Annotated in this window: 19 protein-coding genes, 1 tRNA gene and 1 pseudogene; 12 read left to right on the forward strand and 9 right to left on the reverse strand. The window is 70.4% G+C overall.

Annotated features, from left to right (window positions below):
• Positions 1–49 precede the first annotated feature (49 nt).
• The 6 genes from pknB to ACFWGJ_RS14185 all read right to left on the reverse strand — a co-directional run bounded on the left by pknB (position 50) and on the right by ACFWGJ_RS14185 (position 8,209).
• Positions 50–2,044 carry a Stk1 family PASTA domain-containing Ser/Thr kinase gene (pknB, locus tag ACFWGJ_RS14160; RefSeq protein ID WP_387323625.1) on the reverse strand — a complete coding sequence of 665 codons (1,995 nt, stop codon included), beginning with the start codon at positions 2,042–2,044 and terminating at the stop codon, positions 50–52.
• Between the two features lie 169 nt (positions 2,045–2,213).
• Complete coding sequence (locus ACFWGJ_RS14165) at positions 2,214–3,704, reverse strand: peptidoglycan D,D-transpeptidase FtsI family protein (RefSeq protein WP_387323628.1); 1,491 nt, start codon at positions 3,702–3,704, stop codon at positions 2,214–2,216.
• Complete coding sequence (locus ACFWGJ_RS14170; protein WP_387323631.1) at positions 3,701–5,137, reverse strand: FtsW/RodA/SpoVE family cell cycle protein; 1,437 nt, start codon at positions 5,135–5,137, stop codon at positions 3,701–3,703. Before ACFWGJ_RS14170 ends, ACFWGJ_RS14165 begins: the two co-directional genes overlap by 4 nt.
• A 26-nt stretch (positions 5,138–5,163) precedes the next feature.
• Positions 5,164–6,741, reverse strand: coding sequence for a Stp1/IreP family PP2C-type Ser/Thr phosphatase (locus ACFWGJ_RS14175; RefSeq protein WP_387323674.1), 1,578 nt, complete (start codon positions 6,739–6,741; stop codon positions 5,164–5,166).
• A 90-nt stretch (positions 6,742–6,831) separates the two neighbouring features.
• Positions 6,832–7,353, reverse strand: coding sequence for an FHA domain-containing protein (locus ACFWGJ_RS14180; protein WP_387323633.1), 522 nt, complete (start codon positions 7,351–7,353; stop codon positions 6,832–6,834).
• Between the two features lie 10 nt (positions 7,354–7,363).
• Positions 7,364–8,209: an FhaA domain-containing protein gene (locus tag ACFWGJ_RS14185; protein ID WP_387323635.1), complete on the reverse strand. Its 846-nt coding sequence runs from the start codon at positions 8,207–8,209 to the stop codon at positions 7,364–7,366.
• 512 nt (positions 8,210–8,721) lie between these two features.
• Between ACFWGJ_RS14185 and ACFWGJ_RS14190 the strand changes: the two genes are divergently transcribed.
• From ACFWGJ_RS14190 to ACFWGJ_RS14205, 4 genes are all read left to right on the forward strand, one after another.
• Positions 8,722–8,808, forward strand: a tRNA-Leu gene (locus ACFWGJ_RS14190).
• Between the two features lie 397 nt (positions 8,809–9,205).
• Positions 9,206–9,670 (forward strand): hypothetical protein, encoded by a 465-nt coding sequence (locus tag ACFWGJ_RS14195; RefSeq protein WP_387323638.1) that lies wholly within the window; start codon positions 9,206–9,208, stop codon positions 9,668–9,670.
• 7 nt (positions 9,671–9,677) lie between these two features.
• Positions 9,678–9,911 (forward strand): hypothetical protein, encoded by a 234-nt coding sequence (locus ACFWGJ_RS14200; RefSeq protein ID WP_387323639.1) that lies wholly within the window; start codon positions 9,678–9,680, stop codon positions 9,909–9,911.
• Positions 9,912–10,079: 168 nt separating this feature from the next.
• Complete coding sequence (locus ACFWGJ_RS14205) at positions 10,080–10,757, forward strand: epimerase (RefSeq protein WP_387323641.1); 678 nt, start codon at positions 10,080–10,082, stop codon at positions 10,755–10,757.
• Between the two features lie 175 nt (positions 10,758–10,932).
• On the opposite strand, the gene ACFWGJ_RS14210 is transcribed toward ACFWGJ_RS14205, so the two are convergent.
• On the reverse strand, positions 10,933–11,592 hold the full coding sequence (locus ACFWGJ_RS14210) for an FMN-dependent NADH-azoreductase (protein ID WP_387323643.1): 660 nt from the start codon (positions 11,590–11,592) through the stop codon (positions 10,933–10,935).
• 236 nt (positions 11,593–11,828) lie between these two features.
• Between ACFWGJ_RS14210 and ACFWGJ_RS14215 the strand changes: the two genes are divergently transcribed.
• The 4 genes from ACFWGJ_RS14215 (at position 11,829) to ACFWGJ_RS14230 (ending at position 15,574) form a co-directional block, all read left to right on the forward strand.
• A complete protein-coding gene (locus ACFWGJ_RS14215; RefSeq protein ID WP_387323646.1) occupies positions 11,829–12,200 on the forward strand; it encodes a winged helix-turn-helix transcriptional regulator in 372 nt (123 codons plus the stop codon).
• A gap of 179 nt (positions 12,201–12,379) precedes the next feature.
• On the forward strand, positions 12,380–13,819 hold the full coding sequence (locus tag ACFWGJ_RS14220) for a DUF2252 domain-containing protein (protein WP_387323678.1): 1,440 nt from the start codon (positions 12,380–12,382) through the stop codon (positions 13,817–13,819).
• A 483-nt stretch (positions 13,820–14,302) separates the two neighbouring features.
• Entirely contained in the window at positions 14,303–15,112 is an 810-nt protein-coding gene (locus tag ACFWGJ_RS14225) for a hypothetical protein (protein ID WP_387323681.1), read from the forward strand.
• A gap of 132 nt (positions 15,113–15,244) precedes the next feature.
• Positions 15,245–15,574 (forward strand): rhodanese-like domain-containing protein, encoded by a 330-nt coding sequence (locus tag ACFWGJ_RS14230; protein WP_381834201.1) that lies wholly within the window; start codon positions 15,245–15,247, stop codon positions 15,572–15,574.
• A gap of 30 nt (positions 15,575–15,604) precedes the next feature.
• On the opposite strand, the gene ACFWGJ_RS14235 is transcribed toward ACFWGJ_RS14230, so the two are convergent.
• Complete coding sequence (locus ACFWGJ_RS14235; protein WP_387323648.1) at positions 15,605–16,741, reverse strand: acyl-CoA dehydrogenase family protein; 1,137 nt, start codon at positions 16,739–16,741, stop codon at positions 15,605–15,607.
• 250 nt (positions 16,742–16,991) lie between these two features.
• Between ACFWGJ_RS14235 and ACFWGJ_RS14240 the strand changes: the two genes are divergently transcribed.
• The 3 genes and pseudogenes from ACFWGJ_RS14240 (at position 16,992) to ACFWGJ_RS14250 (ending at position 20,249) form a co-directional block, all read left to right on the forward strand.
• Positions 16,992–17,894, forward strand: coding sequence for a DUF5819 family protein (locus ACFWGJ_RS14240; protein ID WP_387323650.1), 903 nt, complete (start codon positions 16,992–16,994; stop codon positions 17,892–17,894).
• A 212-nt stretch (positions 17,895–18,106) separates the two neighbouring features.
• A complete protein-coding gene (locus tag ACFWGJ_RS14245) occupies positions 18,107–19,504 on the forward strand; it encodes an HTTM domain-containing protein (protein ID WP_381832662.1) in 1,398 nt (465 codons plus the stop codon).
• Positions 19,501–20,249 (forward strand): annotated as a pseudogene (locus ACFWGJ_RS14250) (TrmH family RNA methyltransferase). The gene ACFWGJ_RS14245 and the pseudogene ACFWGJ_RS14250 overlap by 4 nt, the downstream one beginning before the upstream one ends.
• 217 nt (positions 20,250–20,466) lie before the next feature.
• Here ACFWGJ_RS14250 and paaN read toward each other — a convergent pair.
• The gene (gene paaN, locus ACFWGJ_RS14255) at positions 20,467–22,173 is read right to left on the reverse strand and encodes a phenylacetic acid degradation protein PaaN (protein WP_387323652.1); all 1,707 of its coding nucleotides are present in this window, start codon (positions 22,171–22,173) and stop codon (positions 20,467–20,469) included.
• 169 nt (positions 22,174–22,342) lie between these two features.
• Between paaN and ACFWGJ_RS14260 the strand changes: the two genes are divergently transcribed.
• Entirely contained in the window at positions 22,343–23,857 is a 1,515-nt protein-coding gene (locus ACFWGJ_RS14260; RefSeq protein ID WP_387323655.1) for a 3-hydroxyacyl-CoA dehydrogenase, read from the forward strand.
• The last annotated feature ends 8 nt before the right edge of the window (positions 23,858–23,865 follow it).

A 23,865-nucleotide genomic window follows, 5' to 3' on the forward strand; every position in this document is an offset into this window, starting at 1 on the left:
CTCTCACAGGGGGCCGGGGCTTCGTCGTACGTCGGGCAGCCGCCGGGTGTCAGCCCGAGCCGCCTCCCAGGAAGCCGCCGCCGTTGCCGCCGCCGTTGTTCCCGCCGGCGTCGACCGTGACGAGGTTGACCCTGTCACCGGCCTTGACCTCGTTGCCCTGTCCCGGGTCGCTGGCCAGGACGATGGCGTTGTCGTCCTGCGAGCCCTGGACGTTGCCGAGCTGCAGCTGACTCTGCGCGAGGACCTGCTTGGCCTGCGCGAGGGTCATCTGGGTCACCTTCGGCATGGCGAACTTCTGCGGCTCTTCCTTCTGCTTCTTCTTGCCGATCTGGATGGTGACCGTCGACCCGGGGTCGGCCGGCGAGCCCGCCTGCGGCGAGGTCGCGATGACCTTGCCGACCAGGTTGTCGTCGTCGGTCTCCACCTCGGTGCACGTACCCGTCAGATCGTTCTGGTCCATCTGGGCCTTGGCCTGGTCACAGCTCTGGCCGCCGACGTCCGGAACGGTGGACTGTTCCTTCTCCTTGGCGACGGTGAGAGTGATCGTGGAACCCTTCTCCACCTCTTCGCCCGAGGACGGGTCCTGGTCGAGGACGGTGCCGGGGTCCTCGCTGGACTCTTTGCTCTCCGTCTTGACCTCGAACTCGTACTTATCGCTCTCAAGCTTCTTGGTCGCGGCGTCCACCGAGTCGTCGATGACGTTGGGAACCGCCACCTTCGGCGCTCCCGTCGACACCGTCAGCGTGATCGTGTCGCCCTTCTCGACCTCGGTCTTCGCGGCCGGGCTCTGGTCGCAGACGGAGTTCTTGGGCGTGTTCTCACACGGCTTCTCGTTGATCGTCAGTTTGAGATCGACGTTGGCAGCCGTCTGTTTGGCGTCGGACACCGTCTGGTTCACGAAGTTGGGGGTGTCGACCAGATTGTCCTGGCCACCGTTCCCGCTGAACGCGAACTTGCCGATCAGGATCGCCCCGATCAGCACCAGCACACCGGCGACGACCAGCAGGATCGTCGAGGTGTTGTTCTTCTTCTGCTGGCGGCGCCGGCCGGCCCGGTCGTCGTAGCCGAAGGCCCCGTCGTCCGGGTTCTGCGGCGGCAGCATCGTGGTGTGCTGGCCGTCCGAGGAGCGCAGGGCGGTGGTCGGCTGGTCGTCCGGATAGCCGCCGTAGCCGACCGAGCCCATGGCGGCGGTGGCCGCGACCGGCTGGCCGTCGAGGCAGGCCTCGATGTCCATGCGCATCTCGTCGGCGGACTGGTACCGGTAGTCCGGGTCCTTGGTCAGCGCCTTCAGGACGATGGCGTCCATCTCGGGCGTGATCTCGGGGTCGAAGACGCTCGGCGGCTGCGGCTCCTCACGCACGTGCTGGTACGCGACCGCCACCGGGGAGTCCCCGATGAACGGCGGGCGCACCGTCAGGAGCTCGTACAGCAGACAGCCCGCCGAGTACAGGTCGGAGCGGGCGTCGACCGGCTCGCCCTTCGCCTGCTCCGGAGAGAGGTACTGCGCGGTCCCTATGACGGCCGCGGTCTGCGTCATCGTCATACCGGAGTCGCCCATCGCGCGGGCGATGCCGAAGTCCATGACCTTGACCTGGCCGTTGCGCGTCAGCATGACGTTCGCGGGCTTGATGTCGCGGTGCACGATGCCGGCGCGGTGCGAGTACTCAAGGGCCTGGAGGATGCCGATGGTCATCTCCAGGGTGCGCTCGGGCAGCAGCTTGCGCCCGGAGTGCAGCAGTTCGCGCAGCGTGGACCCGTCGACGTACTCCATCACGATGTACGGGATGGAGATGCCCTCGATGTAGTCCTCACCCGTGTCGTACACGGCGACGATCGCGGGATGGTTGAGCGAGGCGGCCGACTGGGCCTCCCGGCGGAACCGGGCCTGGAACGACGGGTCGCGCGCGAGGTCCGCTCGCAGCGTCTTCACCGCTACCGTGCGGCCGAGCCGGGTGTCATGGGCGAGGTGTACCTCCGCCATGCCACCACGGCCGAGCACGTGGCCCAGCTCGTACCGGCCGCCGAGGCGACGCGGCTCTTCCATAGCTACCTACCAGCCTTTTCCGACGGTCCCGACCACACCACGTGTGGTCCGGCGGTGTGCTGTCCGGGCATACCGTACCCGGACCGCCTTGACTGACCTGGCCACAACCGTCACCCGATACAGGACCGGTATCGCAACGTGCACCGATGTGAAGGGGACGTGAGCGGGGTCACTTCTTGCTGTCGATGACTGCCTTCATCACGTCCCTCGCGATCGGAGCGGCGAGACCACCGCCGGAGATGTCGTCACGGTTGGCGCTCTCGTCCTCGACCACCACGGCGACGGCGACCGGAGAGCTGCCGTCGTCGAGCTTCGCGTACGAGATGAACCAGGCGTACGGGTTCTCGCTGTTGTCGACACCGCGCTGGGCGGTACCGGTCTTGCCGCCGACCGTGACGCCGCTCTCGTTGATCTGGGCGTTGGTGCCGGTGCCTTTCTCGACGACCGTCTCCATGATCGACTGAAGGATCTGGGCGTTCTTCTCGGAGAGCGGCTCGCTCATCTTCTCCGGGTCGGTCTGCTCGATGACGTCGAGGCTCGGCGCCTGGAGCTTGTCGACCATGTACGGCTTCATGAGCGTGCCGTCGTTGGCGACGGCCGAGGCGACCATCGCCATCTGCAGCGGAGTCGTGGCGGTCTCGAACTGACCGATCGAGCTCAGCGCGGTCTGCGGCCGGTCCATCTTCTCGGGGAAGTTGGAGGCGCTGGAGCGGATCGGTACGAACTGCTCCTCGTTGAAGCCGAACTTCTTCGCCGTCTCCAGCATGTCCTCCTTGCCGACGTCGACACCGAGCTTGCCGAAGACGGTGTTGCAGGACACGCGCAGCGCCTCGCGCAGCGTCGCGTTCTTGCAGGGGATGTTCCCCTCGTTCTTCAGCTCGGTGGTGGTGTCCGGCAGGGTGTACGGAAGAGGAGAGTCGGTCTTCTCATCCGCGCTGTCCACGACGCCGTGCTCCAGCGCCGCCGCGGCCGTGACGACCTTGAACGTCGACCCGGGGGGGTAGATCTCGCGCAGCGCCCGGTTCTGCATCGGGTCGTCGGGGTTGTTCTTCTTCTGGAGCTTGTTCCAGGCGTTGCCGTCGACCTTGGTGGAGTTCCCGGCGAACGTCGAGGGGTCGTACGAGGGGGTGGAGGCCAGTGCCAGGATCGCGCCGGTCTCTGGGTCGATCGCGGCGACGGCGCCCTTGCCCTGCTTCAGCAGCCCCTTGTACGCGGCCTTCTGCGCGGCGGCGTTCAGCGTGGTGACGACATTGCCGCCCTCCTGCTTCTTGCCGGTGATCATGTCGAGCGTGCGGCGGAAGAAGAGCCGGTCGTCGTTGCCGGTGAGGATGCCGTCCTCGATGCTCTCCAGCTGCGTGGCACCGAAGGCCTGCGAGGCGTAGCCCGTGACGGGGGCCCACATCGCGCCGTCCTTGTAGGTGCGCTTGTACTCGAAGTCGTTGAAGTCGTCGCCGTTCGTCTTGGCGGACCCGGTGATCGGCTCGCCGTCGACGATGATGTCGCCGCGCGGGGTGGCGTAGCGCGCGATGGCGACGCGGCGGTTCTTGGTGTCGTCCTTCAGCGAGTCGGCCTGGACGTACTGGATCCAGTTGTCGCGGATGAGCAGGGCGAGGACGAGGAGCCCGCAGAAGATCGCGATCCGGCGCAGGGGCTTGTTCACGGTCGGACCACCTGGGTCATCTCGGCGTCGGGGTTGGGTGCGGGGGCCGGCGCGGGCCGGCGGGCGGTGTCGCTGATGCGGATCAGGATGCCGATGAGGGCCCAGTTGGCGATGACGGAGGAACCTCCGTACGCCAGGAACGGCATCGTCATACCGGTCAGCGGGATCAGGCCCATGACGCCGCCGGCGACCACGAAGACCTGGAGGGCGAAGGCGCCCGAGAGGCCGATGGCGAGCAGCTTGCCGAAGGGGTCGCGGGCGGCGAGGGCGGTGCGTACGCCGCGTTCCACGATCAGGCCGTACATCAGCAGGATCGCCATCACGCCGGCCAGGCCCAGCTCCTCGCCGAAGGTGGCGAGGATGAAGTCGGAGTTGGCGGCGAAGCCGATGAGGTCGGAGTTGCCCTGGCCGAGGCCGGTGCCGAGGGTGCCGCCGGACCCGAAGGCCCACAGCGCCTGCATGGACTGCTCGGTGTGGCCGATGACGCCCTGCTGGCTGAGCTCGTACTCGTGCATCGGGTCGAGCCAGGCCTGGACGCGCTGCTGGACGTGCGACTCGAAGGAGGCCACGCCGACGGCGCCCGCCGCGGACATCAGCATGCCGAACACGATCCAGCTGGTCCGCTCGGTGGCGACGTACAGCATGATCACGAACATGCCGAAGAAGAGCAGCGAGGTACCGAGGTCGGTCTCGAAGACCAGGATCAGGATGGAGATGATCCAGACGACGATGATCGGGCCCAGGTCGCGTCCGCGCGGCAGGTAGATGCCCATGAAGCGGCGGCTGGCCAGGGCGAGCGCGTCGCGCTTCACCATGAGGTAGCCGGCGAAGAAGATCGCGAGGACGATCTTCGCGAACTCACCGGGCTGGATGGTGAATCCGGCGATCGAGATCCAGATCCTGGCGCCGAAGACGTTCAGGCCGAGGCCCGGGACCAGCGGCAGGAGCAGCAGGATCAGCGCGCCGACCATGGAGATGTAGGTGTAGCGCTGCAGGACGCGGTGGTCCTTGAGGAAGACCAGTACGACCACGAAGAGGGCCACGCCCAGTGCGGAGTACAGCAGCTGGCGGGGGGCCGCCTCGACGAACGTACTGCTCGCCTGCAGCCGCTTGGACTGGTCCAGACGCCAGATGACGACCAGGCCGATGCCGTTCAGCAGCGTCGCCAGCGGCAGCAGCAGCGGGTCCGCGTACGGCGCGAACTTTCGTACGACGACATGCCCGACGGCGGCGAGCAGGCCGAGGCCGAGCCCGTAGCTCAGCAGGCCCGGCGGCACCGAGTCATTGATGGCCAGCCCGACGTTGGCGTAGGCGAACACCGGGATGACCACGGCGAACACGAGCAGCGCGAGCTCGGTGTTGCGCCGGCTCGGTGTGCCGATCGAGCCGATCGTGGACGTGTGGTGCGTCGACGTGTTGGAAGTACTGCTCATCGTGTGACAGGGCCCCTCACGGCTGCTTACTGCTTACCGCACAGCGAGACCAGCTTCTGCTCTTCGTCGGAGAGGCTGGGGCCGGGTGTCGGAGTGGGTGCGGTCGTGGACTTGGACGGGTCGGGCGTCGCCGACTGCTCACCCGAGGGGTTCGCCGTCGGCGTCGGTGTGGCCTTGGACGCGACGGAGGTCCGAGTGGTTCCCGTGACCCCGCCGGCCTCGCCCTCGCCGGTCTTCGCGTTCTGCTCGCTCTCGGCCTTGCGGCGGTCGGCGTCCTTCTTGCACGCGGACGCCTGCGTCTGCAGCTCGTCGATCTTCGACCGGGCGTCGTTCAGACCGCCCTCGGTGATCGTCGCCTTGACCTGCTTCTGCTGGTACGGCGGCAGGTACTTGAGTTCGATCTCGGGGTGGTCCTTCTCCACCTTCGAGAGCGAGACCCAGGCGAGGTCCTGGCTGATGCCGCGGTACAGCGCGACGTGCTCGTCGTTGGCGCCCACGTAGTACTGCGTCTGCGTCCAGCGGTAGCCGCCGTACAGCCCGCCGCCGAGGACGCCGAGCGCGAGCACGATGTAGAAGGATCTCTTCAGCCACTTCCGGCCGGAGCGCGGCTTGACGAAGTCCTCGTCGGAGTAGTCGCCGAACCCTCCGGTGGGTACGTAACCGGTGGTGTCGCCGCTTCCCGGCGGGCCGAACTCGCCGCCGCCCTGCCCGGGGACCTGCCGGCCGAGGTTCGAGGCGCGGCCCGCGGGCGTCTGCATGGCGCCGTTGTCGTGCAGCTGGTGCTGGTTCTCGGCGACCGCGCCCACGACGACCGGGGTGTCGGAGAGCTGCCCCGCAAGGGTGTCCCCGCCGTCGATGTCGAGGACGTCGGCCACGATCACGGTGATGTTGTCCGGGCCGCCGCCGCGCAGCGCGAGCTCGATGAGCTGCTGAACGGTCTCCTGGGGGCCCTGGTAGCTGGCGAGGGTGTCCTCCATCGTCTGATGGGAGACGACGCCCGAGAGCCCGTCGGAGCAGATCAGGTACCGGTCGCCGGCGCGGACCTCACGGATGGAGAGATCGGGCTCGACGTGGTCGCCGCTGCCCAGCGCGCGCATGAGGAGCGACCTCTGCGGGTGGGTGGTGGCCTCTTCCTCCGTGATGCGGCCCTCGTCGACGAGGCGCTGCACCCACGTGTGGTCCTGCGTGATCTGCGTCAGCACGCCGTCCCGCAGCAGGTACGCGCGGGAGTCGCCGACGTGCACGAGGCCGAGGCGCTGACCGGTCCACAGGAGGGCGGTGAGGGTCGTCCCCATGCCTTCGAGCTGGGGGTCCTCCTCGACCATCATCCTGAGCTGGTCGTTGGCGCGCTGCACGGCCGTGCCGAGCGAGGTGAGGATGTCGGAGCCGGGCACGTCGTCGTCGAGCGCGACGATCGTGGAGATCACCTCGGACGAGGCGACCTCACCGGCAGCCTGGCCGCCCATCCCGTCCGCGATCGCGAGCAGCCGCGGTCCGGCGTAACCCGAGTCCTCGTTGCCCTCTCGGATCATGCCCTTGTGCGATCCGGCGGCGAAGCGCAGTGACAGACTCATGCGCACCTCGCCCGTCGGCTCCGGGTACATCCGCACGGTGCCCACCCTCCGGTCGGGAGCGCGCCGGGGTCCGTCGTGGGGACCGCCGCTGCTCGCTCGCTCCGCTCGCTCATTGTCGTACTACTTCCGCAGCTCGATGACGGTCTTGCCGATGCGGATCGGCGCGCCCAGCGGAACCGGCGTGGGGGTCGTCAATCGGGTCCGGTCGAGATACGTGCCGTTGGTGGACCCGAGATCCTCGACGATCCACTGGCCGTCACGGTCCGGGTAGATCCTGGCATGCCTGCTGGATGCGTAGTCGTCGTCCAGCACGATGGTGCTGTCGTGTGCGCGGCCCAGCGTGATGGTCTGTCCCTGAAGGGCAACGGTCGTGCCCGTGAGGATGCCCTCCGAGACCACCAGCTTGGTGGGAGCGCCGCGGCGCTGACGGCCGCCGCCGGTCGACGCCTGCTGTCGCTGCGGTGGCGGTGCGCTCTGGCGCGCAGCGGCCTGCTGCGGCCTCTGGGCTTCCCGTCGCGACCCGCGCTGTGTGACACGCGTTCCGAACAGGTCGCTGCGGATGACCTGCACGGCCACGATCACGAACAGCCACAGTACGGCCAGGAAACCCAGCCGCATGACCGTGAGGGTCAGCTCTGACATTGCCCCCGCTTCACCCTTCGGCTTGCCGGTAAATGATGGTGGTGCTGCCCACGACGATCCGCGAGCCGTCGCGGAGCGTAGCGCGGGTGGTGTGCTGTCCGTCCACCACGATGCCGTTGGTGGACCCAAGATCCTGGACGGTCGAGGGCGTTCCGGTCCGGATCTCACAGTGCCGGCGCGAGACGCCGGGGTCGTCGATCCGCACGTCGGCTTCGGTGCTGCGGCCCAGCACGAGCGTCGGGCGGGAGATCTGATGGCGGGTGCCGTTGACCTCGATCCAGTGCCGCGTCCGTCCACCCGGCTGCGGGGCCGCGGCGGGCCGCTGGCCCGCGGGTGCGGCGCCCGGGCGTCCGCCGGGCGGCGGTCCGGCGGGCATGGGCGGAGCGGCGGCGGGCGGATAGCCGTAACCGCCCGCCTGGCCGCGGGGGGCCGCCGGGGGCGGGCCCGCGGGGGCGCGCTCGGGAGCGCCCTGCTGGTTGGCGGAGGAGGCGAGCGTACGACTGCGGACCCGGTACAGGCCCGTGTCGAGGTCGTCCGCCTTCTCCAGGTGGACCTTGATGGTGCCCATGAACGTGTAGCGCTGCTGCTTGGCGTAGTCGCGCACCATGCCGGCCAGCTCGTCGCCGAGCTGGCCCGAGTAGGGGCTGAGACGCTCGAAGTCCGGCGTGCTCAGCTCCACGATGAAGTCGTTGGGGACCACGGTGCGGTCCCTGTTCCAGATGGTGGCGTTGTTGTCGCACTCGCGCTGGAGCGCTCCCGCGATCTCCACCGGCTGGACCTCGGACTTGAACACCTTGGCGAAGGTGCCGTTGACCAGACCTTCGAGGCGTTGCTCGAACTTCTTCAGGACTCCCATGGGGCACCTCCTCCTGTGTCGTCGCCCTGGTACTGCTTACTGATCGTATCCACGCGCCGGGAAATCGGCTGGTTCCCCCTGTCGGCCCGGTCGACGGATGTCGACGCCCACTGAAGTCCCCTCCCGCTGTTCCCGCCGAAGTCCCTCTTCGAACTCCCCCGAGGCACTCCGTATGGGGAGGATCGTAGAGGCGGCCTCACCACAGTGTCCCGCACGCGGCAGTGGACCCCGGCCCCCTGACGGGGAGATGGCCGGGACCGGTACGAGGTTGATACGTGAACCGGTTCCGCTTGATACGTGGCGGCCGGGGCGGGTGGGGTCCGCAGCGCCACGGGAGTCGGTCCTGCTGGTGACGACGGGGTGGCGGGCGGGCCGGCCGTCGGGCCGGAGGCCTCCTTCCGGCCTCCCGCCCCCCTCGGAAACGGATGTGAATCCACCCCGACCACCGTGCTAATCTTCTGCATGTCGGAAGGCGCTCACCCACCAGGTGGGACACGGAAGACACACCCAATGCGCGGGTGGCGGAATAGGCAGACGCGCTGGATTCAGGTTCCAGTGCCCGAAAGGGCGTGGGGGTTCAACTCCCCCCTCGCGCACCAGTGGAGACGGGTCTCCGCCGGAACGAAAGTTCCGGCGGGGGCCCGTTTCTCGTTCTCCCGTCGTCACACGACCGGGCTTCGCCCCGACCGGTGACACGGTACGGCCCCGGCGGTGAGGTATCTCACGGCTGGGGCCGTGTGCGTTGTGCGGGGTGGTGGGGGCGGGTGCGTTCGAAGAGGGCCGAGAGCCGAGATCCGGGGGTCCGGGGGTCCGGGGGTCCGTCCGGGACGACCGGACGGCGGTTCGATGAGCTGCTGATCGGAGAAACGACTCAGCTGGTCACCGGAATACCACTTGATCGCTCAAGCCGGTGAAACGTCCTGTCATCCAGAAACATGATCGACGCGACGGAGTTCATCCCGGTCGGAAGAGATTCTCCACCGGAAGGGATCGTTCATGGCCACGCTGTTCCGATGCAGGCTTGCCATTGCCGCCGCTGCCGCCTGCGCCCTCGTACTGACGAGCTCCCCGACGGCGCAGGCGGGCGCCGTCGGGTCGACACCGGTGCGGACGTTCGAGTACAGCGTCGGGGGCATGACGATGAAGGTCCCGACCGGCTGCTTGTTCACGCACATCATCCGTGGTGGCGGGAAGAAGATCACCTACCAGAACGCCGGCGTGGACTGCGCCTTCTTCGCCGCGCTCGGCAGCGGGTTCTGCAACTGGCGCATCGACTTCACGTACGGCAACACCAACAACAAGGTCTACCGGACGTCCCGCGGGCGGACACATCCCGAGTGCAAGATCGATCCGATGCGGAACAACTCTCCGCAGACGCTGCCTCGTTATGGAAAAGCGTGTGCGCATCTCTATGTGACCGGGGTGCGGCGCGTGAGCCAGTGTCATCACATTACGAAGTGAGCTGTTCATGATCGGTCAGCAGCAAGAGCGGGAGCGGTTCGAGAAGGCGCGGCGGTCGGTTGAGATCGCCGTGTTTGTGGCGGGGGTCGTGGCGGCCTTCGCTTTCTTCGCTTTCTTTCCCGGGCTTCCGCATGTCATCGACTGGGGGGCGATCGTCGTCTCCCTCCTCGTGGGGGCGCTCGCCCGCTGGGCCTGGCGGCGCTGGACGGACAGGGACGGCAGGCGATCTCCACGTCCTTGAGGGGCGAGCGGATCGGCGCAATTAGCCCCAGCGCGAACGCAGTTGACCCACGACCGACGCGCACTCCGGCCGATCCGCAGCCCGCGCGCGGAGGTGCGACGGTGACGTATCTCACGGTCGCGAGGGCCTAGGGTGCCTGTCCGGACTACATGGTGGGAGTGGGGCTCTGTGAAGGTGATCCTCTTCGGGGCGACCGGGATGGTCGGGCGCGGAGTTCTGCGGGAGTGTCTGCGGGACGCGGCGGTCGAGAGCGTGCTCGTGATCGGCCGTACGACGGTGGGGGTCACGCATCCGAAGCTGCGCGAGATCCTCCGGCCCGACCTCACCGATCTCACCGGACTCAACGGCCCGGAGGGCGAACTCTCCGGCTACGACGCCTGCTTCTTCTGCCTCGGCGTCTCCTCGGCGGGCATGAAGGAGGCCGCGTACCGCGAGGTCACGTACGACCTCACGCTCTCCGTGGCCCGCGTCCTGGCCGCGGCGAGTCCGGGACTGACCTTCTGTTACGTGTCCGGGCAGGGGACCGACAGCTCCGCGCGCGGGCGGGTGATGTGGGCGCGGGTCAAGGGGGAGACGGAGAACGCGCTGCTCGCGCTGGACGGTGTGGACGCGTACATGTTCCGGCCGGGGCTCATCCAGCCGCTGCACGGGATCACGTCCAAGACGCGGATCTACCGGGCGGTCTACGCGGCGACCGGGCGGCTGCTGCCCCTCCTGCGGAAGCTGGCGCCCCGCTGGATCACCACTACGGAGCAGGTGGGTCTGGCGATGGTCGCCGTGGCTCGCGGCGAGTCCGGGGTCCGGGTGCTGGAGACCGAGGAGATCAACAGGCTCGCGGGGGCGTGACGCGCGCCCCGCCCGCGGTGGCGGGGCGGGGCGGGGCGAGGCGCGAGTCCGTGCGGTGGCGTGGGGCTGCTGTGCGGCTGCGGATGCGGATGCGGCTGTGCGCCGGATGCTGTGCGACGCATGCCGTACGCCGGGTGCCGTGCGCCGGGTGCCGTGCGCCGCGTGCCGTGAGGCGTCAGGCGGCCTTCGGGGCGAGCTGCTCGGCCAGGGTCCGGCCCTTGGCGGCCGCGTCCTCAAGGGCCTTGTCGCGGGACGCCTCGAAGAGCGGGACCAGGTCGGCCAGCGCCGGCATGTGCGGGGCCATCGTGAGCTCCGGGACGATGAACTCGACGTCCAGGCCGAGCATGTCCTTCAGGACGGCCCCCAGGTAGTTCTGTACGTACTCGTAGCCCTCGCGGGGCGTGCCCGGCCCGTAGGCGCCGCCGCGGCTGGCCACGACGGTGACCGGGGTGCCCTTGGCGGACTGGGTGTCGCCGGCGGTGCGGCCGACGACGACCACGTTGTCGAGCCACGCCTTCAGGGTCGACGGGATCGAGAAGTTGTACATGGGCGCGCCGATCAGGACGGCGTCCGCCTGCTCCAGTTCCTCGATGAACTCCAGGCGCGCGGCGAAGGCCGCGGCCTGCTCCGGGGTGTGCTCCGACGGGTCGGCGAAGACGGCGCTGTGGGCGTCGGCGGTGATGTGCGGGACCGGGTTCGCGGAGAGGTCGCGGTAGATCACGGTGCCCTCCGGGTGCTGCTCCTCCCAGGCCTTGCGGAAGGCGTCCGTGACGGAACGGGACGCCGAGGCGGAACCGGGAAGGACGGACGAGTCCACGTGCAGCAGGGTGGCCATTGGGTGCTCCATCTGAGGTGTTCGGAGGATCGGGTAGCGGGTGTTCGCAAGGGGCGAAGGTGTCCGGCCCCTGCGGAGGGAGTTCTCAAGCTGTGCGCACGCCGAAGAGGGCGCTGTTGTCGTGGGCGAGCCCGGTCAGGCCCCGCTCACGGCTGCGCTTTTTCGTTCGTAACTATGAATAACACAGGAGCTTACTTTTTTTCATCCCCGTACGGGGCGGCAAGTACCCTGAAGGCATGGCGGTCCAGGAAAACCACGACGCTGCGTCGTGCAGGCGGGTCGACGACGGCATCACCCGTGTCTTCCAGGTGATCGGAAAGCGCTGGACGGGCCCGATCGTGGCCGTGCTCATGCCTGCCCCCGTGCACTTCGCGGACCTGCGCCGGGCCATCCCCGGCATCAGCGAGCGGATGCTCTCCGACCGGCTCACCGAACTGGCGGACGTCGGAGTCGTGGTGCGCGAGGTCGACGAGGGGCCGCCGCTGCGCGTCTCCTACCGGCTGACGGAGGCCGGTTCCGCGCTGGAGCCAGCGCTCAGGGAACTGGGCATGTGGGCGGAGAAGTACCTGCGCGAGGACGGCCGTTGCGCGGAACAGTTCCGGAAGTAAGCGGTTCCGGAAGCAGCGGAGCGGTCCGGGGCTCGTCCTCCCCGTTGAGCTGGGGTGTTTTCCACAGTCGCGGAGTTGTCCACAGGGGCTCACGCGAATCCGCGCCCGGCGGTACGGTCGTTTCGAGTTGATGTTCGTGCGCGGGGGAGGCGGTTCGAGTGAGCGAGACCGGTGTAGCGGTGACCGGGACGGCCGGAGCGGCTGGGACGTCCGGAGCGGCCGGAGTGGCCGGGGCGGCGAGGATTCCGGCGGTGCGTGGGTTCGCGCCGTGGCCCGCGGAGCACTCGGCCAAGAAAGAGGGCAAGGCCCTCAGGGCACGCGTCCCGCGCGGCGCACACGCGTCGCTCGACACGAACGGCGACCGCCCGGACGCGGTGATGGCCGTCGAGGAGTCCGGCCGTGGCCGGCTGGCCGAGCTCACACCGATACGGGTGGGCAGGATGGCGGCCACCCCCTTCGCCTTCCTGCGCGGCTCGGCCGGCCTCATGGCGTACGACCTGGCGCGTACGCCCGTCACGGGCATCCGCGCCCAGATCTGCGGCGACGCGCACGCGGGCAACTTCGGCCTGTACGGGGACGCGCGCGGCGGCCTCGTCATCGACCTGAACGACTTCGACGAAACGGTGCAAGGGCCGTGGGAGTGGGACCTCAAGCGACTGGCGACCTCGCTGGTGCTCGCCGCGCGCGAGGCGGGGGCGGACGAGGACACCTGCAGCAAGGCCGCGCACTTCACGGCGGGCTCCTACCGGCGCACGATGCGGCTGCTCTCCAAGCTCCCGGCCCTGGACGCGTGGAACGCCATCGCGGACGAGGAGTTGGTCTCCCACGCGGACGCGCACGATCTGCTCGGCACCCTGGAGCGGGTCTCGGAGAAGGCGCGGTCCAACACCAGCGGACGGTTCGCCGCGAAGTCGACGGAGACCGTCGAGGGCGGCGGGCGCCAGTTCGTCGACGCCCCGCCGGTGCTGCGCCGCGTCCCGGACGGCGAGGCCAGGGCGGTGGCACTGGCGCTGGAGGAGTACCTGGGCACGCTCTCCCCGGACCGGCTCCCGCTCCTCGCCCAGTACGCGGTGCAGGATGTCGCCTTCCGGGTGGTCGGCACCGGCAGCGTCGGCACCCGTTCGTACGTGGTGCTGCTGCTGGACCACTGTGACGAGCCGCTCGTCCTCCAGGTGAAGGAGGCCCGCGCCTCCGTCCTGGTACCGCATCTGAAGACGGCGGGTCTCCCGCTGCCGGAGGCCGAGCACGAGGGCCGCCGGGTCGTCCTCGGCCAGAAGCGCATGCAGGTCGTCAGCGACAACCTCCTCGGCTGGACCACGGTCGACGGACGCCCCTTCCAGGTACGGCAGTTCCGCAACCGCAAGGGCAGCGTGGACCCCGCGGCGCTCGCCGCGGACCAGATAGACGACTACGCGCGGATGACGGGGGCGCTGCTGGCGCGGGCCCACGCACACAGCGCCGATCCGCGGCTGGTCTCGGGCTACTGCGGCAAGAACGAGGAGCTGGACGAGGCGATAGCCGCGTTCTCCGTGGCGTACGCGGACCGGACCGAGGCCGACCACGCGGAGCTGGTGACGGCCGTGCGCTCGGGGCGGATCGCGGCGGAGCTGGGGGTCTGAAGGGTCGCGGGTCGCTCTTGAGCGGGCTGCGCCCGGTTCGACCTGGGCAGGCCGGGACAGGTTCGGGTGACCGGTGGAGCTGTGGCCTAGGCTGGGCGGGTGACGACCCCGGAAGCTGATCAGTCCCCGTCCGAGCCGCCGTCCGAGCCCTCCGCGGAGCCGGTCGCCGGTGCATCGCGTGCCGGTGAGGCCGGTGCCGAGGAGGCCCCCGTCGGCACGGGTGCCGAGTCGCCTGCCGACGCCGACGGGAGTTCCGACACGGGCGCCGAGTCGGCTGTCGCGGCCGGCGGCGGGTCGACTGCGGATGCCGCTGCGCAGCCCGGCGCTGAGTTCGGTGCCGAGCCCGGTGCCGAGGTCCGTGCGGAGGATCTTGCTGAGGCCGGCGCTGAGTCGGTCGTAGCGGCCGGTGCCGCTTCGGACGCGGACTTGGGTGCGGACTCGGGTGCCGGTGCGGCGGCGGGTGCCGTCGGGGGCGACGAGTCCGTGGGCGGTGCCGTGAGTGATGGGGGCGAGCGGCCTGAGGAGCGGCTTGAGCGCGCCGTGCGGGCGGCCGAGCAGGCGTTGATCGAGTTCGAGATCGCGGTGGAGACGTTCCGGGTCGAGGTGGAGAACTTCTCCCGGCTGCACCACCAGCGGCTCGGCCCGATGTACTCGCGGCTCGACGAGCTGGAGGCGCAGATCGCCGAGGCGCGGGCCGCGAGCACCGGTGACCCGGAGGACGTGCGCAAGGCGAAGGAGGCCCGGGCCAGAGTCATGCCGATGCCGGGCATAGAGGAGCTGTTCCACGACTGGCTCGACTCGGACGGACTGTCCCCGGAGGCCTCGGCCATGCTCACCGAGCAGCCGGTGCGTCCGCCGCAGCGGGTGCGGCCGAGTGACGAGGCCCGCAAGCTCTACCGGGAACTCGTCCGCAAGGCCCACCCCGACCTGGCGCAGGACGACACGGAGCGCACGCGGCGCGACGAGTTCATCTCCCGCGTCAACGCGGCCTACGGCCGTGGGGACGAGGCCCTGCTCCGGGAGCTGTCCGAGGAATGGGCCGCGGGACCGGTCGCGCAGGAGTGGCGGCCGAGCCGCAGCGAGGAGCTCTACGCCCGCCTGGAATGGCTCGCCCAGCGCAAGGAACTGCTCGCGCTCGTGGCCCGCGACCTGGAGGAGAGCGCGATCGGCGGCATGCTCAAGATCGCGCCCGACGACCCCGACCAGCTGCTGGAGGAGATCGCCGAGCAGTTGCTCGCGCAGGTGAGCGAGCGGGAAGCGGAGCTGGCGGAGCTGCTCGGCAGTGGTGCGTGATCACTCCGTTCCCGGGGTGACGGGTGTTCTGCTCTCCGCGCGCCGGTGGGGGCTGGTTGCGCCGTTCCCCGCGCCCCTGAACGGTGGGGCCGCGCCCCTTGGTAGCGTCGGGCCATGAGTTTCGGAGCTGGTGTGCCCACGGTCGAGGTCGGAGATCTCGCGGACGGAGACTTCCTGCTGGACGTCCGGGAGGACGACGAGTGGCAGGCAGGTCACGCCGAAGGGGCCCTGCACATCCCCATCAGTGAATTCGTGGCCCGCTACGGCGAGTTGACCGAGGCGGCGCCGCAGGACGGCAGGGTCAACGTGATCTGCCGTTCCGGCGGCCGGTCGGCGCAGGTCGCCATGTACCTGAACCAGCAGGGCGTCGACGCGGTGAACGTCGTCGGCGGCATGCAGGTATGGGCGGCCAAGGGCCGCCCCGTGGTGAACACGGAGGGGCAGCCGGGGTTCGTGCTGTAGCGGAGCGGGCCTCGGCCGGAGCTCAGCCGCTCAGCCCAGCGGGTGGGCCGCCAGCAGGTCGCCCAGCGCCTCCTCGTGTGCCGCCGCCGGGCCGAGCGACAGCTCCAGGTGCTTGGCCCAGGCGTGGTAGCGGTGCAGCGAGTAGTCGGTGTCCGCGCCGAAGCCCCCGTGCAGATGCTGGGCGGTCTGCGCGACCCGGCGTACGCCCTCACAGGCCCAGACCTTGGCGACGGCCACGTCACCGGACGCGGGCAGCGCCCCGCCCGCCCCGGTGCTGATCCGCCAGGCGGCCTGCCAGAGGGTCGCCTCCATCGCGCGCAGATCGATGTAGCGGTCGGCGGCCTGCACGGCCACCGCCTGGAACGTGGCGACCGGGAAGCCGAACTGCTCCCGCTTGCCGGTGTATTCGCTCGTCATGCCGAGGATCCGTTCGCCCAGCCCGAGGACCAGCGCGCACGTTCCGGTGGCGAGCAGGTTCCGCAGCTCCTCCCACGCCCCGTCGGCGTCGATGACGTCACGGGCGGGGATGCGGACGGAATCCAGGCGGAGTTCGCCGAGCCGTTCGCCCGTCGTCGAGATCTGCTCGGCGAGCGTCGCGCCCCGGTGGTCACGGGGCACGAGGGCCAGTACGGAGCGGCCCGTGGCGGCACTCAGTGCGGGGACGAGGACGAAGTCGGCGTTCTGCGCCCAGGGAACCGCCGTCTGCAGGCCGTCCAGCACCCACGCGCCGTCCTCCTGCCGTGCGGTGACGGCGAGTTCGGCGCCGTCGTGTCCGGTCCGTCCGTTCGCGGCGACCGTCAGCACCACTTCGCCCCGGCCGGCCCGTTCGAGCAGATCGGCCCGCAACTCCTCGCCGCCGTGGGTCTGTACGGCCACGGCGGCCGCCGTGCTCTCCAGCAGCGGGACCCTGGCCAGTACCTTCGCCGCCTCGCGCAGCACCAGGCACAGGGCGACGGCGTCCAGACCGGCGCCGCCGTGGCGTGCGTCGAGCAGCAGGCTCAGCAGGTCCGCGTCGGCGAGCCGGGCCCACAGCGCACGGTCGAAGTCGTCGGCGACGGCGCCCGCGGTGAGCGCGGGGCTCGGTACGCCGTCCGGCGCGACCCCCGCGAAGACCGCCTTCGCCGCCTCCACGGCCGCCTGCTGTTCCTCGGTGAAGGTGAAGTCCACGGTCCCGTCCTCCCGGTCGGTCTGACGCGTCGGCTCGGCGGAGCGCCAAGATAGAACAGGTTCTAAAAAAAGGGAACGGCGGGCGCCCGGTGTCTTCGGTGCGGAGGGAGGGCGGGCCGTAAGGTGTCCACCGCTCCGCCGTGCCCCCTGGGCTGTGCCGGGCGGGTGGGGCTGAGTACCGTTCCGGTGCGGCCGTCGCCGTCGAGGCACGGGCGGCGACAATCGGGCAGACATGGGGAAACGGGGCGCAATGGATGCGTACGACGAGGGCGCGGACGCCCGTCCCGTGGCGGGCGAGCCCTCCGAGGCTCCCTCGGCCACTCCTGTTCCCCCCGCGGACCCGCTCCCCGCCGGCTCCCCGCCCCCCGACGGCCCTTCCACCACCGGTCCTGCCTCCGACGGCCCTGCCTCCGCCGGCCCTCCACCTGACGGTCCTCTCCCTGACGGTCCTGCGCCTGCCGGTCCTCCCCCTGGGGGCATCGCCGCCCTGTCCCTCCCCTTTCAGATCGCCGCGGCCCTCGCGTTCGCGCTCGTCGCGTTGGTCGCCTGTGTGCACCTCGGCATGGTCTTCCTGCATGTCGCGCCGTCGAACACGGTCACCAAGCAGCACGGGCAGGCGATCGACGAGTGGATCTACCCGGAGTTCGAGCAGAACTGGAAGCTCTTCGCGCCCAACCCGCTGCAGCAGAACATCGCGGTCCAGGTCCGGGCCGAGGTGAAGAGCGTGGACGGCGCCGTCAGGACGACCCGCTGGTACGACCTCTCCGCGCTGGACGGCCGGGCCATCGACGGCAATCTGCTGCCCAGCCACACCCAGCAGAACGAACTGCGCCGGGCCTGGGACTTCTTCTCGGCCACGCACGACAACGCGAACCGTCCGAACGGTCTGCGCGGCGATCTCTCCGAGCGCTATCTGCGCCGCATCGCGGTGCTGCGCCTCGACCGTGAGGGGGCGGGCGGCCGGGGCGCCGTCGTCCAGCAGGTCCAGGTCCGTACCCGTACGACCAATGTGCCGCCGCCGCAGTGGAGCCAGGAGCAGGTGTCCGACAAGCCCGTCCTGCGTCAGCTGCCCTGGTGGCCGGTGTCGGACACCGACCGGGCGGCCGGGACCCGGCCCGTTGGCTCCACGGAAACGGCGGCGAGCGCCCGATGAGCAACGACGAGAGCATCCCGGTGAGCGATCAGGACAGTGGTCCGGTGGGGGAACAGGGCAGCGGTCCGGTGAGCGATCAGGACAGTGGTCCGGCGAGGGCGCAGGACAGTGGTTCGGCGGGGGATCGCGGTGGCGCCCCTGTGAGCGATCGGTCCGGCCCTCCCGCGGGTGCCCCGGAGCCCCGGCCGGCGCGCAGTCCCGGTCGTGAGCGGCTGGCCGGACGGATCAGCCGGTTCGACCGCAACCAGCGGCTCGACCGGAAGCTGGGGCACGCCGTCACGCGCCTCACCGGGCAGGCTCTGGGGCCGTACCAGACCGCGGTGATCCGCATAGGTTTCGCCGGGACCTGGCTGCTCTTCCTGTTGCGGGAGTTCCCGCACCGCCAGGAGATGTACGGGCCCGACGGACCCTGGAGCTGGGACCTGGCCCAGCGGCTCATCGCGAGCAACCACGCCTTCACCGTTCTGATGTGGACCGACAGCCAGGTCTGGTTCGAGATCGTCTTCGGGTTCGCCGTGCTCTCCGCGGCCCTGTTCATGCTCGGCTGGCGCACCCGCACCCTGTCCGTGCTCTTCCTGCTCGGGGTGCTCTCCCTGCAGAACCGCAGCATCTTCATGGGGGACGGCGGCGACAACGTCATCCACCTGATGGCGGTCTACCTGGTGTTCACCCGCTGCGGCCAGGTGTGGTCGCTGGACGCGCGGCGCGAGCGCCGGACGGCGGCGGCACGCGCGCGTGACGGGCGCAAGGGGTACGAGGGGTACGAGCGGCGTCCGCAGGCGGGCCGGGGTGGCGGTCGGCCGGACCGGGTCGGTGTCGCCCTGTGGGCCGTGCTCGGCCTCGCCCTGGCGGCCGCCACGCTCGCGGGGAAGATCGACGGCGGAACGCTGGGCGGCTGGCGGACGATCTACTGGGGACTGTGGGCGCTCCAGGCCCTGTGGTGGCTGGCCGGCCGGTACGCCGCGCGGAGCGACCAGCCACGGATCTTCCTCGACGTCGTCGCCAATCTCGTCCACAACGCGGCCCTCTTCGTGATCATGGCCGAGGCGTGTCTGATCTACGCGACCGCCGGCTGGTACAAGATCCAGGGCTCGCGCTGGCAGGACGGCACAGCCGTGTACTACCCGCTGCACCTGGACTACTTCTCCCCCTGGCCCGCCCTGTCCGACCTCCTGTCCGCGAGCGGCACCATGGTGATGCTGGTGACGTACGGGACGGTGGTCGCGCAGGTCGCCTTCCCCTTCACGCTGTTCAACCGGCGGGTGAAGAACGTCCTGCTGGCGGTCATGATGACCGAGCACGCCGTGATCGCCGTGGTGCTGGGCCTGCCGTTCTTCTCCCTCGCGATGATCGCCGCCGACGCGGTCTTCCTGCCGACGTCCTTCCTGCGCCGGCTCGGCGGGTGGGCCGCCCGCGCGCGCGAGTGGCTGCTCTCCGGGGTCTCGCGGGTCTTCCGCACCTTCCGGCTCGGGCGCCTCGGGCGGGCGTTTCCGGGGCCGCGTGAGAACTCCGGCGAAGCGGTGGGCGACGAGGCGGCTGACGAGCCGGGTGAGGGGCGCTCGCGTCCCCCGGAGGCGGCCGATCACCCGCACGTAGGCTTCACGGCATGACGGAACCCCGCGACCGCGAGCCGCTGAGCACCTGGCGGCGGCTCGCCGACACCGCCGTGCTGCTCGACGGCTTCCACGCCCTCAAGCACGCGCTGCGCTTCGACGCGGAGGTCCTGGTGGCCGTCACCACCGACCGGACGGCCGCGCTCGCCCTCGCGGACGAGCTGGCGCCGGACGTACGGGAGGCGCTGGACGGCCTCCTCGCGGAGGTCCCGGAGGCCGCGTACCGGACGCTCGTCGCACGGCCGCATCCCACGGGGGTGGCCGCACTGGCGGTACGGCCCTCGCGTGACGCCAATCTGCGGGCGCTGGCCCGTACGCCCCGTACCGCGCCCGTCGTCGTGCTCGACCAGCCGCGCAATCTCGGGAACGCCGGGGCGGTGATCCGGCTCGCGGCCGGGTTCGGGGCGACCGGGGTCGTCACGACCGGCACGCTCGATCCGTGGCATCCCACGGTCGTGCGGGGCGGGGCGGGGTTGCACTTCGCCACGGCGGTCGAACGGATGGCCGTGGCGGATCTGCCCCCGGGCCGGTGTTCGCTCTTGATCCGGAGGGTGAGGACATCCGGGCGGTGAAGCTCCCCGACGACGCGGTTCTCGCCTTCGGGTCGGAGCGCAGTGGGCTGTCGGCCGAACTGCGGGGCCGCACCGACCACTTGGTGTCCCTGCCGATGAACCCGCAGGTGTCCAGTTACAACCTCGCCACCAGCGTGGCGATGGCGTTGTTCCACTGGAGCGCGCCGTAGGGGGCGTGGTCGGCTGCGGGTCCGCTGTGGCTGGCCGCGCAGTTCCCCGCGCCCCTTGAACAGCGGGGCTGCGCCCCGGTTTGTTCGTCGGGTGCGGGTTCGGTGGGGGCTGGTCGCGCAGTTCCCCGCGCCCCTGTAAGGCGCGGGGTCGGCTGCGGGATCGTCGTGGCTGGTCGCGCAGTTCCCCGCGCCCCTCTGCGGGGCCCCTCTGCGGGGGCTACGCCTCGGCGCGGACCTCGCTGCGGATCTCCACCACCCTGAAACGGTTCGCCACGAACGCTCCGTCGCACAGGGCCGCGTTGGCCGCCGGGTTGCCGCCTGAGCCGTGGAAGTCGGAGAACGCGGCCGTCTGGTTGACGTACACCCCGCCCGTCAGGTTCAGGGAGAGCTGGGCCGCCTCGTCCAGGCAGGCCTCCCGGACGGCCTCCTCGACCTCCTCCGAGGTCGTGTACGCGCCGACGGTCATCGCGCCCTTCTCGCGGACGGTGCGCCGCAGCAGCTCGACCGCCTCGGCCGCCGAGTCGACCGCGACGGCGAACGAGACCGGGCCGAAGCACTCGCTCATGTAGGCCGCCTGGTCGTCCGGCTTGCCGCCGTCGAGCTTCACGATCACCGGCGTGCGGACCACCGCGTCGGGGAAGTCCGGATTCGTGATCTCCCTTGAGGCGAGCGCGACTTCGCCCAGGTCGGCCGCCGCCTCGACGCGCGCCTTCACGTCCGGGTTCACGATCGCGCCCAGCAGGGCGTTCGCCCGGGCGTCGTCCCCGAGGAGTCCGTCGACGGCCCTGGCGAGGTCGGCGACCACCTCGTCGTACGACTTGGGGCCCTCCTCCGTACGGATGCCGGCGCGCGGGACGAGGAAGTTCTGCGGGGTCGTGCACATCTGGCCGCTGTAGAGGGACAGGGAGAACGCGAGGTTCGACAGCATTCCCTTGTAGTCGTCGGTCGACTCCACGATCACCGTGTTGACGCCGGCCTTCTCCGTGTAGACCTGCGCCTGGCGGGCGTTGGCCTCCAGCCAGTCGCCGAACGCCGTCGAACCGGTGTAGTCGATGATCCGGATCTCGGGGCGGGTGGCCAGGGTCTTGGCGATGCCCTCGCCGGGCCGCTCGGCGGCCAGCGCCACCAGGTTCGGGTCGAAGCCCGCCTCGGCGAGCACCTCGCGGGCCACCTGGACGGTGAGCGCCAGCGGCAGCACCGCGCGCGGGTGGGGCTTCACCAGTACCGCATTGCCTGTGGCCAGGGAGGCGAACAGGCCCGGATAGCCGTTCCACGTGGGGAAGGTGTTGCAGCCGATCAGCAGCGCGATCCCGCGCGGCACCGGCGTGAACTGCTTGGTCAGCGCGAGCGGGTCGCGCTTGCCCTGGGGCTTCGTCCACTCCGCCGTGTCGGGCGTGCGGACCTGTTCCACGTACGCGTACGCCACCGCTTCCATGCCGCGGTCCTGGGCGTGCGGGCCGCCCGCCTGGAACGCCATCATGAAGGCCTGGCCGCTGGTGTGCATGACCGCGAGCGCGAACTCGTGCGTGCGGTCGCTGATCCGCTTGAGGATCTCCAGACACACCACCGCGCGGGTCTCCGCGCCCGCGTCGCGCCACGCGCGTTGCCCCGCGCGCATGGCGGGCAGCAGCGTGTCGATGTCCGCGTGCGGGTACGTGACGCCCAGTTCGACGCCGTACGGCGAGATCTCGCCGCCCACCCAGTCGTCGGTGCCGGGCTGGTCCAGGTCGAGCCGGCCGTTCAGCAGGGCGTCGAAGGCGGCCTTGCCCTCGGCCATTCCCAGGCTGCCGTTCTCCCCGTACGCCTTGGGGTGTTCGGGATGCGGCGACCAGTACGCGCGCGTGCGCATCGCCTCCAGCGCCTGGTCGAGGGTCGGCCGGTGCTTGGCGATGAGCTCGTGCGCGGTCAGTGCGGCGGCGGCCATGCGGAACCATCTCCTCGTTTCGTGAACTCTTCGTCGAGCTCAGGACCTGGCAAGTCCAGCTCATGACCTGGGCAGAAACAGCCGGACAGGGTTAGAGTAACCGAACGATCGGTCGGGACAAGGGGGTCCGCTGAACCTGTGGAAAACCCCGTGCGGGAGGATCGCGAGCATGACAGCACTCGACCTCGCCGGCCCCGTGGCCGTCGTCGGCACCGGCACCATGGGCCAGGGCATCGCCCAGGTCGCGCTCGTCGCGGGCCACCCCGTGCGGCTGTACGACACCGCGCCCGGCCGCGCCCGGGCGGCGGCCGAAGAGATCGGCGCCCGGCTCGACCGGCTCGTCGAGAAGGACCGGCTGACCGGCGCCGAGCGCGACGCCGCACGTGCTCGGCTGCGCCCCGCCGAGAGCCTTGCCGAACTCGCCGACTCGGGGCTCGTCCTCGAAGCCGTCCTGGAGCGGCTGGACGTCAAACAGCAGCTGTTGCGCGAGCTGGAGGACATCGTCTCGGACGACTGCCTGCTCGCCACCAACACCTCCTCCCTCTCGGTGACCGCGATCGGCGGCGCCCTGCGCAACCCCGGCCGTTTCGTCGGGCTGCACTTCTTCAATCCCGCGCCGCTGCTGCCCCTGGTGGAGGTCGTCTCCGGGTTCGCCACCGACGTCACGTCGGCCACGCGCGCGTACGAGCTGGCCCGCGCCTGGGGGAAGACCCCGGTCGCCTGCGCCGACACCCCGGGTTTCATCGTCAACCGCATCGCGCGGCCCTTCTACGCCGAGGCCTTCGCGGTCTACGAGGCCCAGGCCGCCGACCCCGCGACGATCGACGCGGTCCTGCGCGAGTCGGGCGGCTTCCGGATGGGCGCCTTCGAACTGACCGACCTCATCGGCCAGGACGTCAACGAATCCGTCACGCGCTCCGTGTGGGAGGCCTTCTTCCAGGACGTGCGCTTCACCCCCTCGCTGGCCCAGCGGCGGCTCGTCGAGTCGGGCCGGCACGGCCGCAAGACGGGGCACGGCTGGTACGACTACGGGGACCAGGGCGAGCGGCCCGAGCCGCACACCGCGGAGAAGGTCCAGCCGCCCGCGTACGTCGTCGCCGAGGGCGATCTGGGTCCTGCCTCCGAACTGCTCGCGCTGATCCGCGAGGCGGGCATCCAGGTCCGCGAGGACGAGGAGGACCACGGCACGCGCCTGGTCCTGCCGAGCGGCGGCCAACTGGCCCTCGCGGACGGCCAGACCGCCGTCGAGTTCCGCGACGTCGTCTACTTCGACCTCGCGCTCGACTACCGCAGGGCGACCCGCATCGCCCTGTCCCACTCGCAGGACACCCAGACGCAGACCCTCGCCGAGGCCACCGGGCTCTTCCAGGCGCTCGGCAAGGACGTCAGCGTCATCGGGGACGTGCCCGGTCTCATCGTCGCCCGCACGGTGGCCCGCATCGTCGACCTCGCACACGACGCCGTCGCCAAGGGGGTCGCCACCGAGGAGGACATCGACACGGCGATGCGCCAGGGCGTCAGCTATCCGCTCGGCCCCTTCGAATGGAGCCGCAGGCTCGGCCGGAGCTGGGCCTACGACGTCCTGGACGACCTGCACATGCGCGACCCGTCGGGTCGGTACGCGCCGTCCCTCGCGCTCTACCGCCACGCGTACGCCTCGGAGAAGCGGGAGGGCACCCCATGACCGCGGGA

The sequence above is a fragment of the Streptomyces sp. NPDC060205 genome, assembly GCF_042728395.1.
GTDB lineage: Bacteria > Actinomycetota > Actinomycetes > Streptomycetales > Streptomycetaceae > Streptomyces.

Bases quoted from the DNA above. Each gene is read 5' to 3' on its own strand.
- ACFWGJ_RS14185 (WP_387323635.1), bottom strand. From the start codon at position 8,209: ATGGGAGTCCTGAAGAAGTTCGAGCAACGCCTCGAAGGTCTGGTCAAC.
- ACFWGJ_RS14170 (WP_387323631.1), bottom strand. From the start codon at position 5,137: ATGAGCAGTACTTCCAACACGTCGACGCACCACACGTCCACGATCGGC.
- ACFWGJ_RS14260 (WP_387323655.1), top strand. From the start codon at position 22,343: ATGACAGCACTCGACCTCGCCGGCCCCGTGGCCGTCGTCGGCACCGGC.
- pknB (WP_387323625.1), bottom strand. From the start codon at position 2,044: ATGGAAGAGCCGCGTCGCCTCGGCGGCCGGTACGAGCTGGGCCACGTG.
- ACFWGJ_RS14180 (WP_387323633.1), bottom strand. From the start codon at position 7,353: ATGTCAGAGCTGACCCTCACGGTCATGCGGCTGGGTTTCCTGGCCGTA.
- ACFWGJ_RS14195 (WP_387323638.1), top strand. From the start codon at position 9,206: ATGGCCACGCTGTTCCGATGCAGGCTTGCCATTGCCGCCGCTGCCGCC.
- ACFWGJ_RS14175 (WP_387323674.1), bottom strand. From the start codon at position 6,741: ATGTACCCGGAGCCGACGGGCGAGGTGCGCATGAGTCTGTCACTGCGC.
- paaN (WP_387323652.1), bottom strand. From the start codon at position 22,173: ATGGCCGCCGCCGCACTGACCGCGCACGAGCTCATCGCCAAGCACCGG.
- ACFWGJ_RS14210 (WP_387323643.1), bottom strand. From the start codon at position 11,592: ATGGCCACCCTGCTGCACGTGGACTCGTCCGTCCTTCCCGGTTCCGCC.
- ACFWGJ_RS14240 (WP_387323650.1), top strand. From the start codon at position 16,992: ATGGATGCGTACGACGAGGGCGCGGACGCCCGTCCCGTGGCGGGCGAG.
- ACFWGJ_RS14215 (WP_387323646.1), top strand. From the start codon at position 11,829: ATGGCGGTCCAGGAAAACCACGACGCTGCGTCGTGCAGGCGGGTCGAC.
- ACFWGJ_RS14200 (WP_387323639.1), top strand. From the start codon at position 9,678: ATGATCGGTCAGCAGCAAGAGCGGGAGCGGTTCGAGAAGGCGCGGCGG.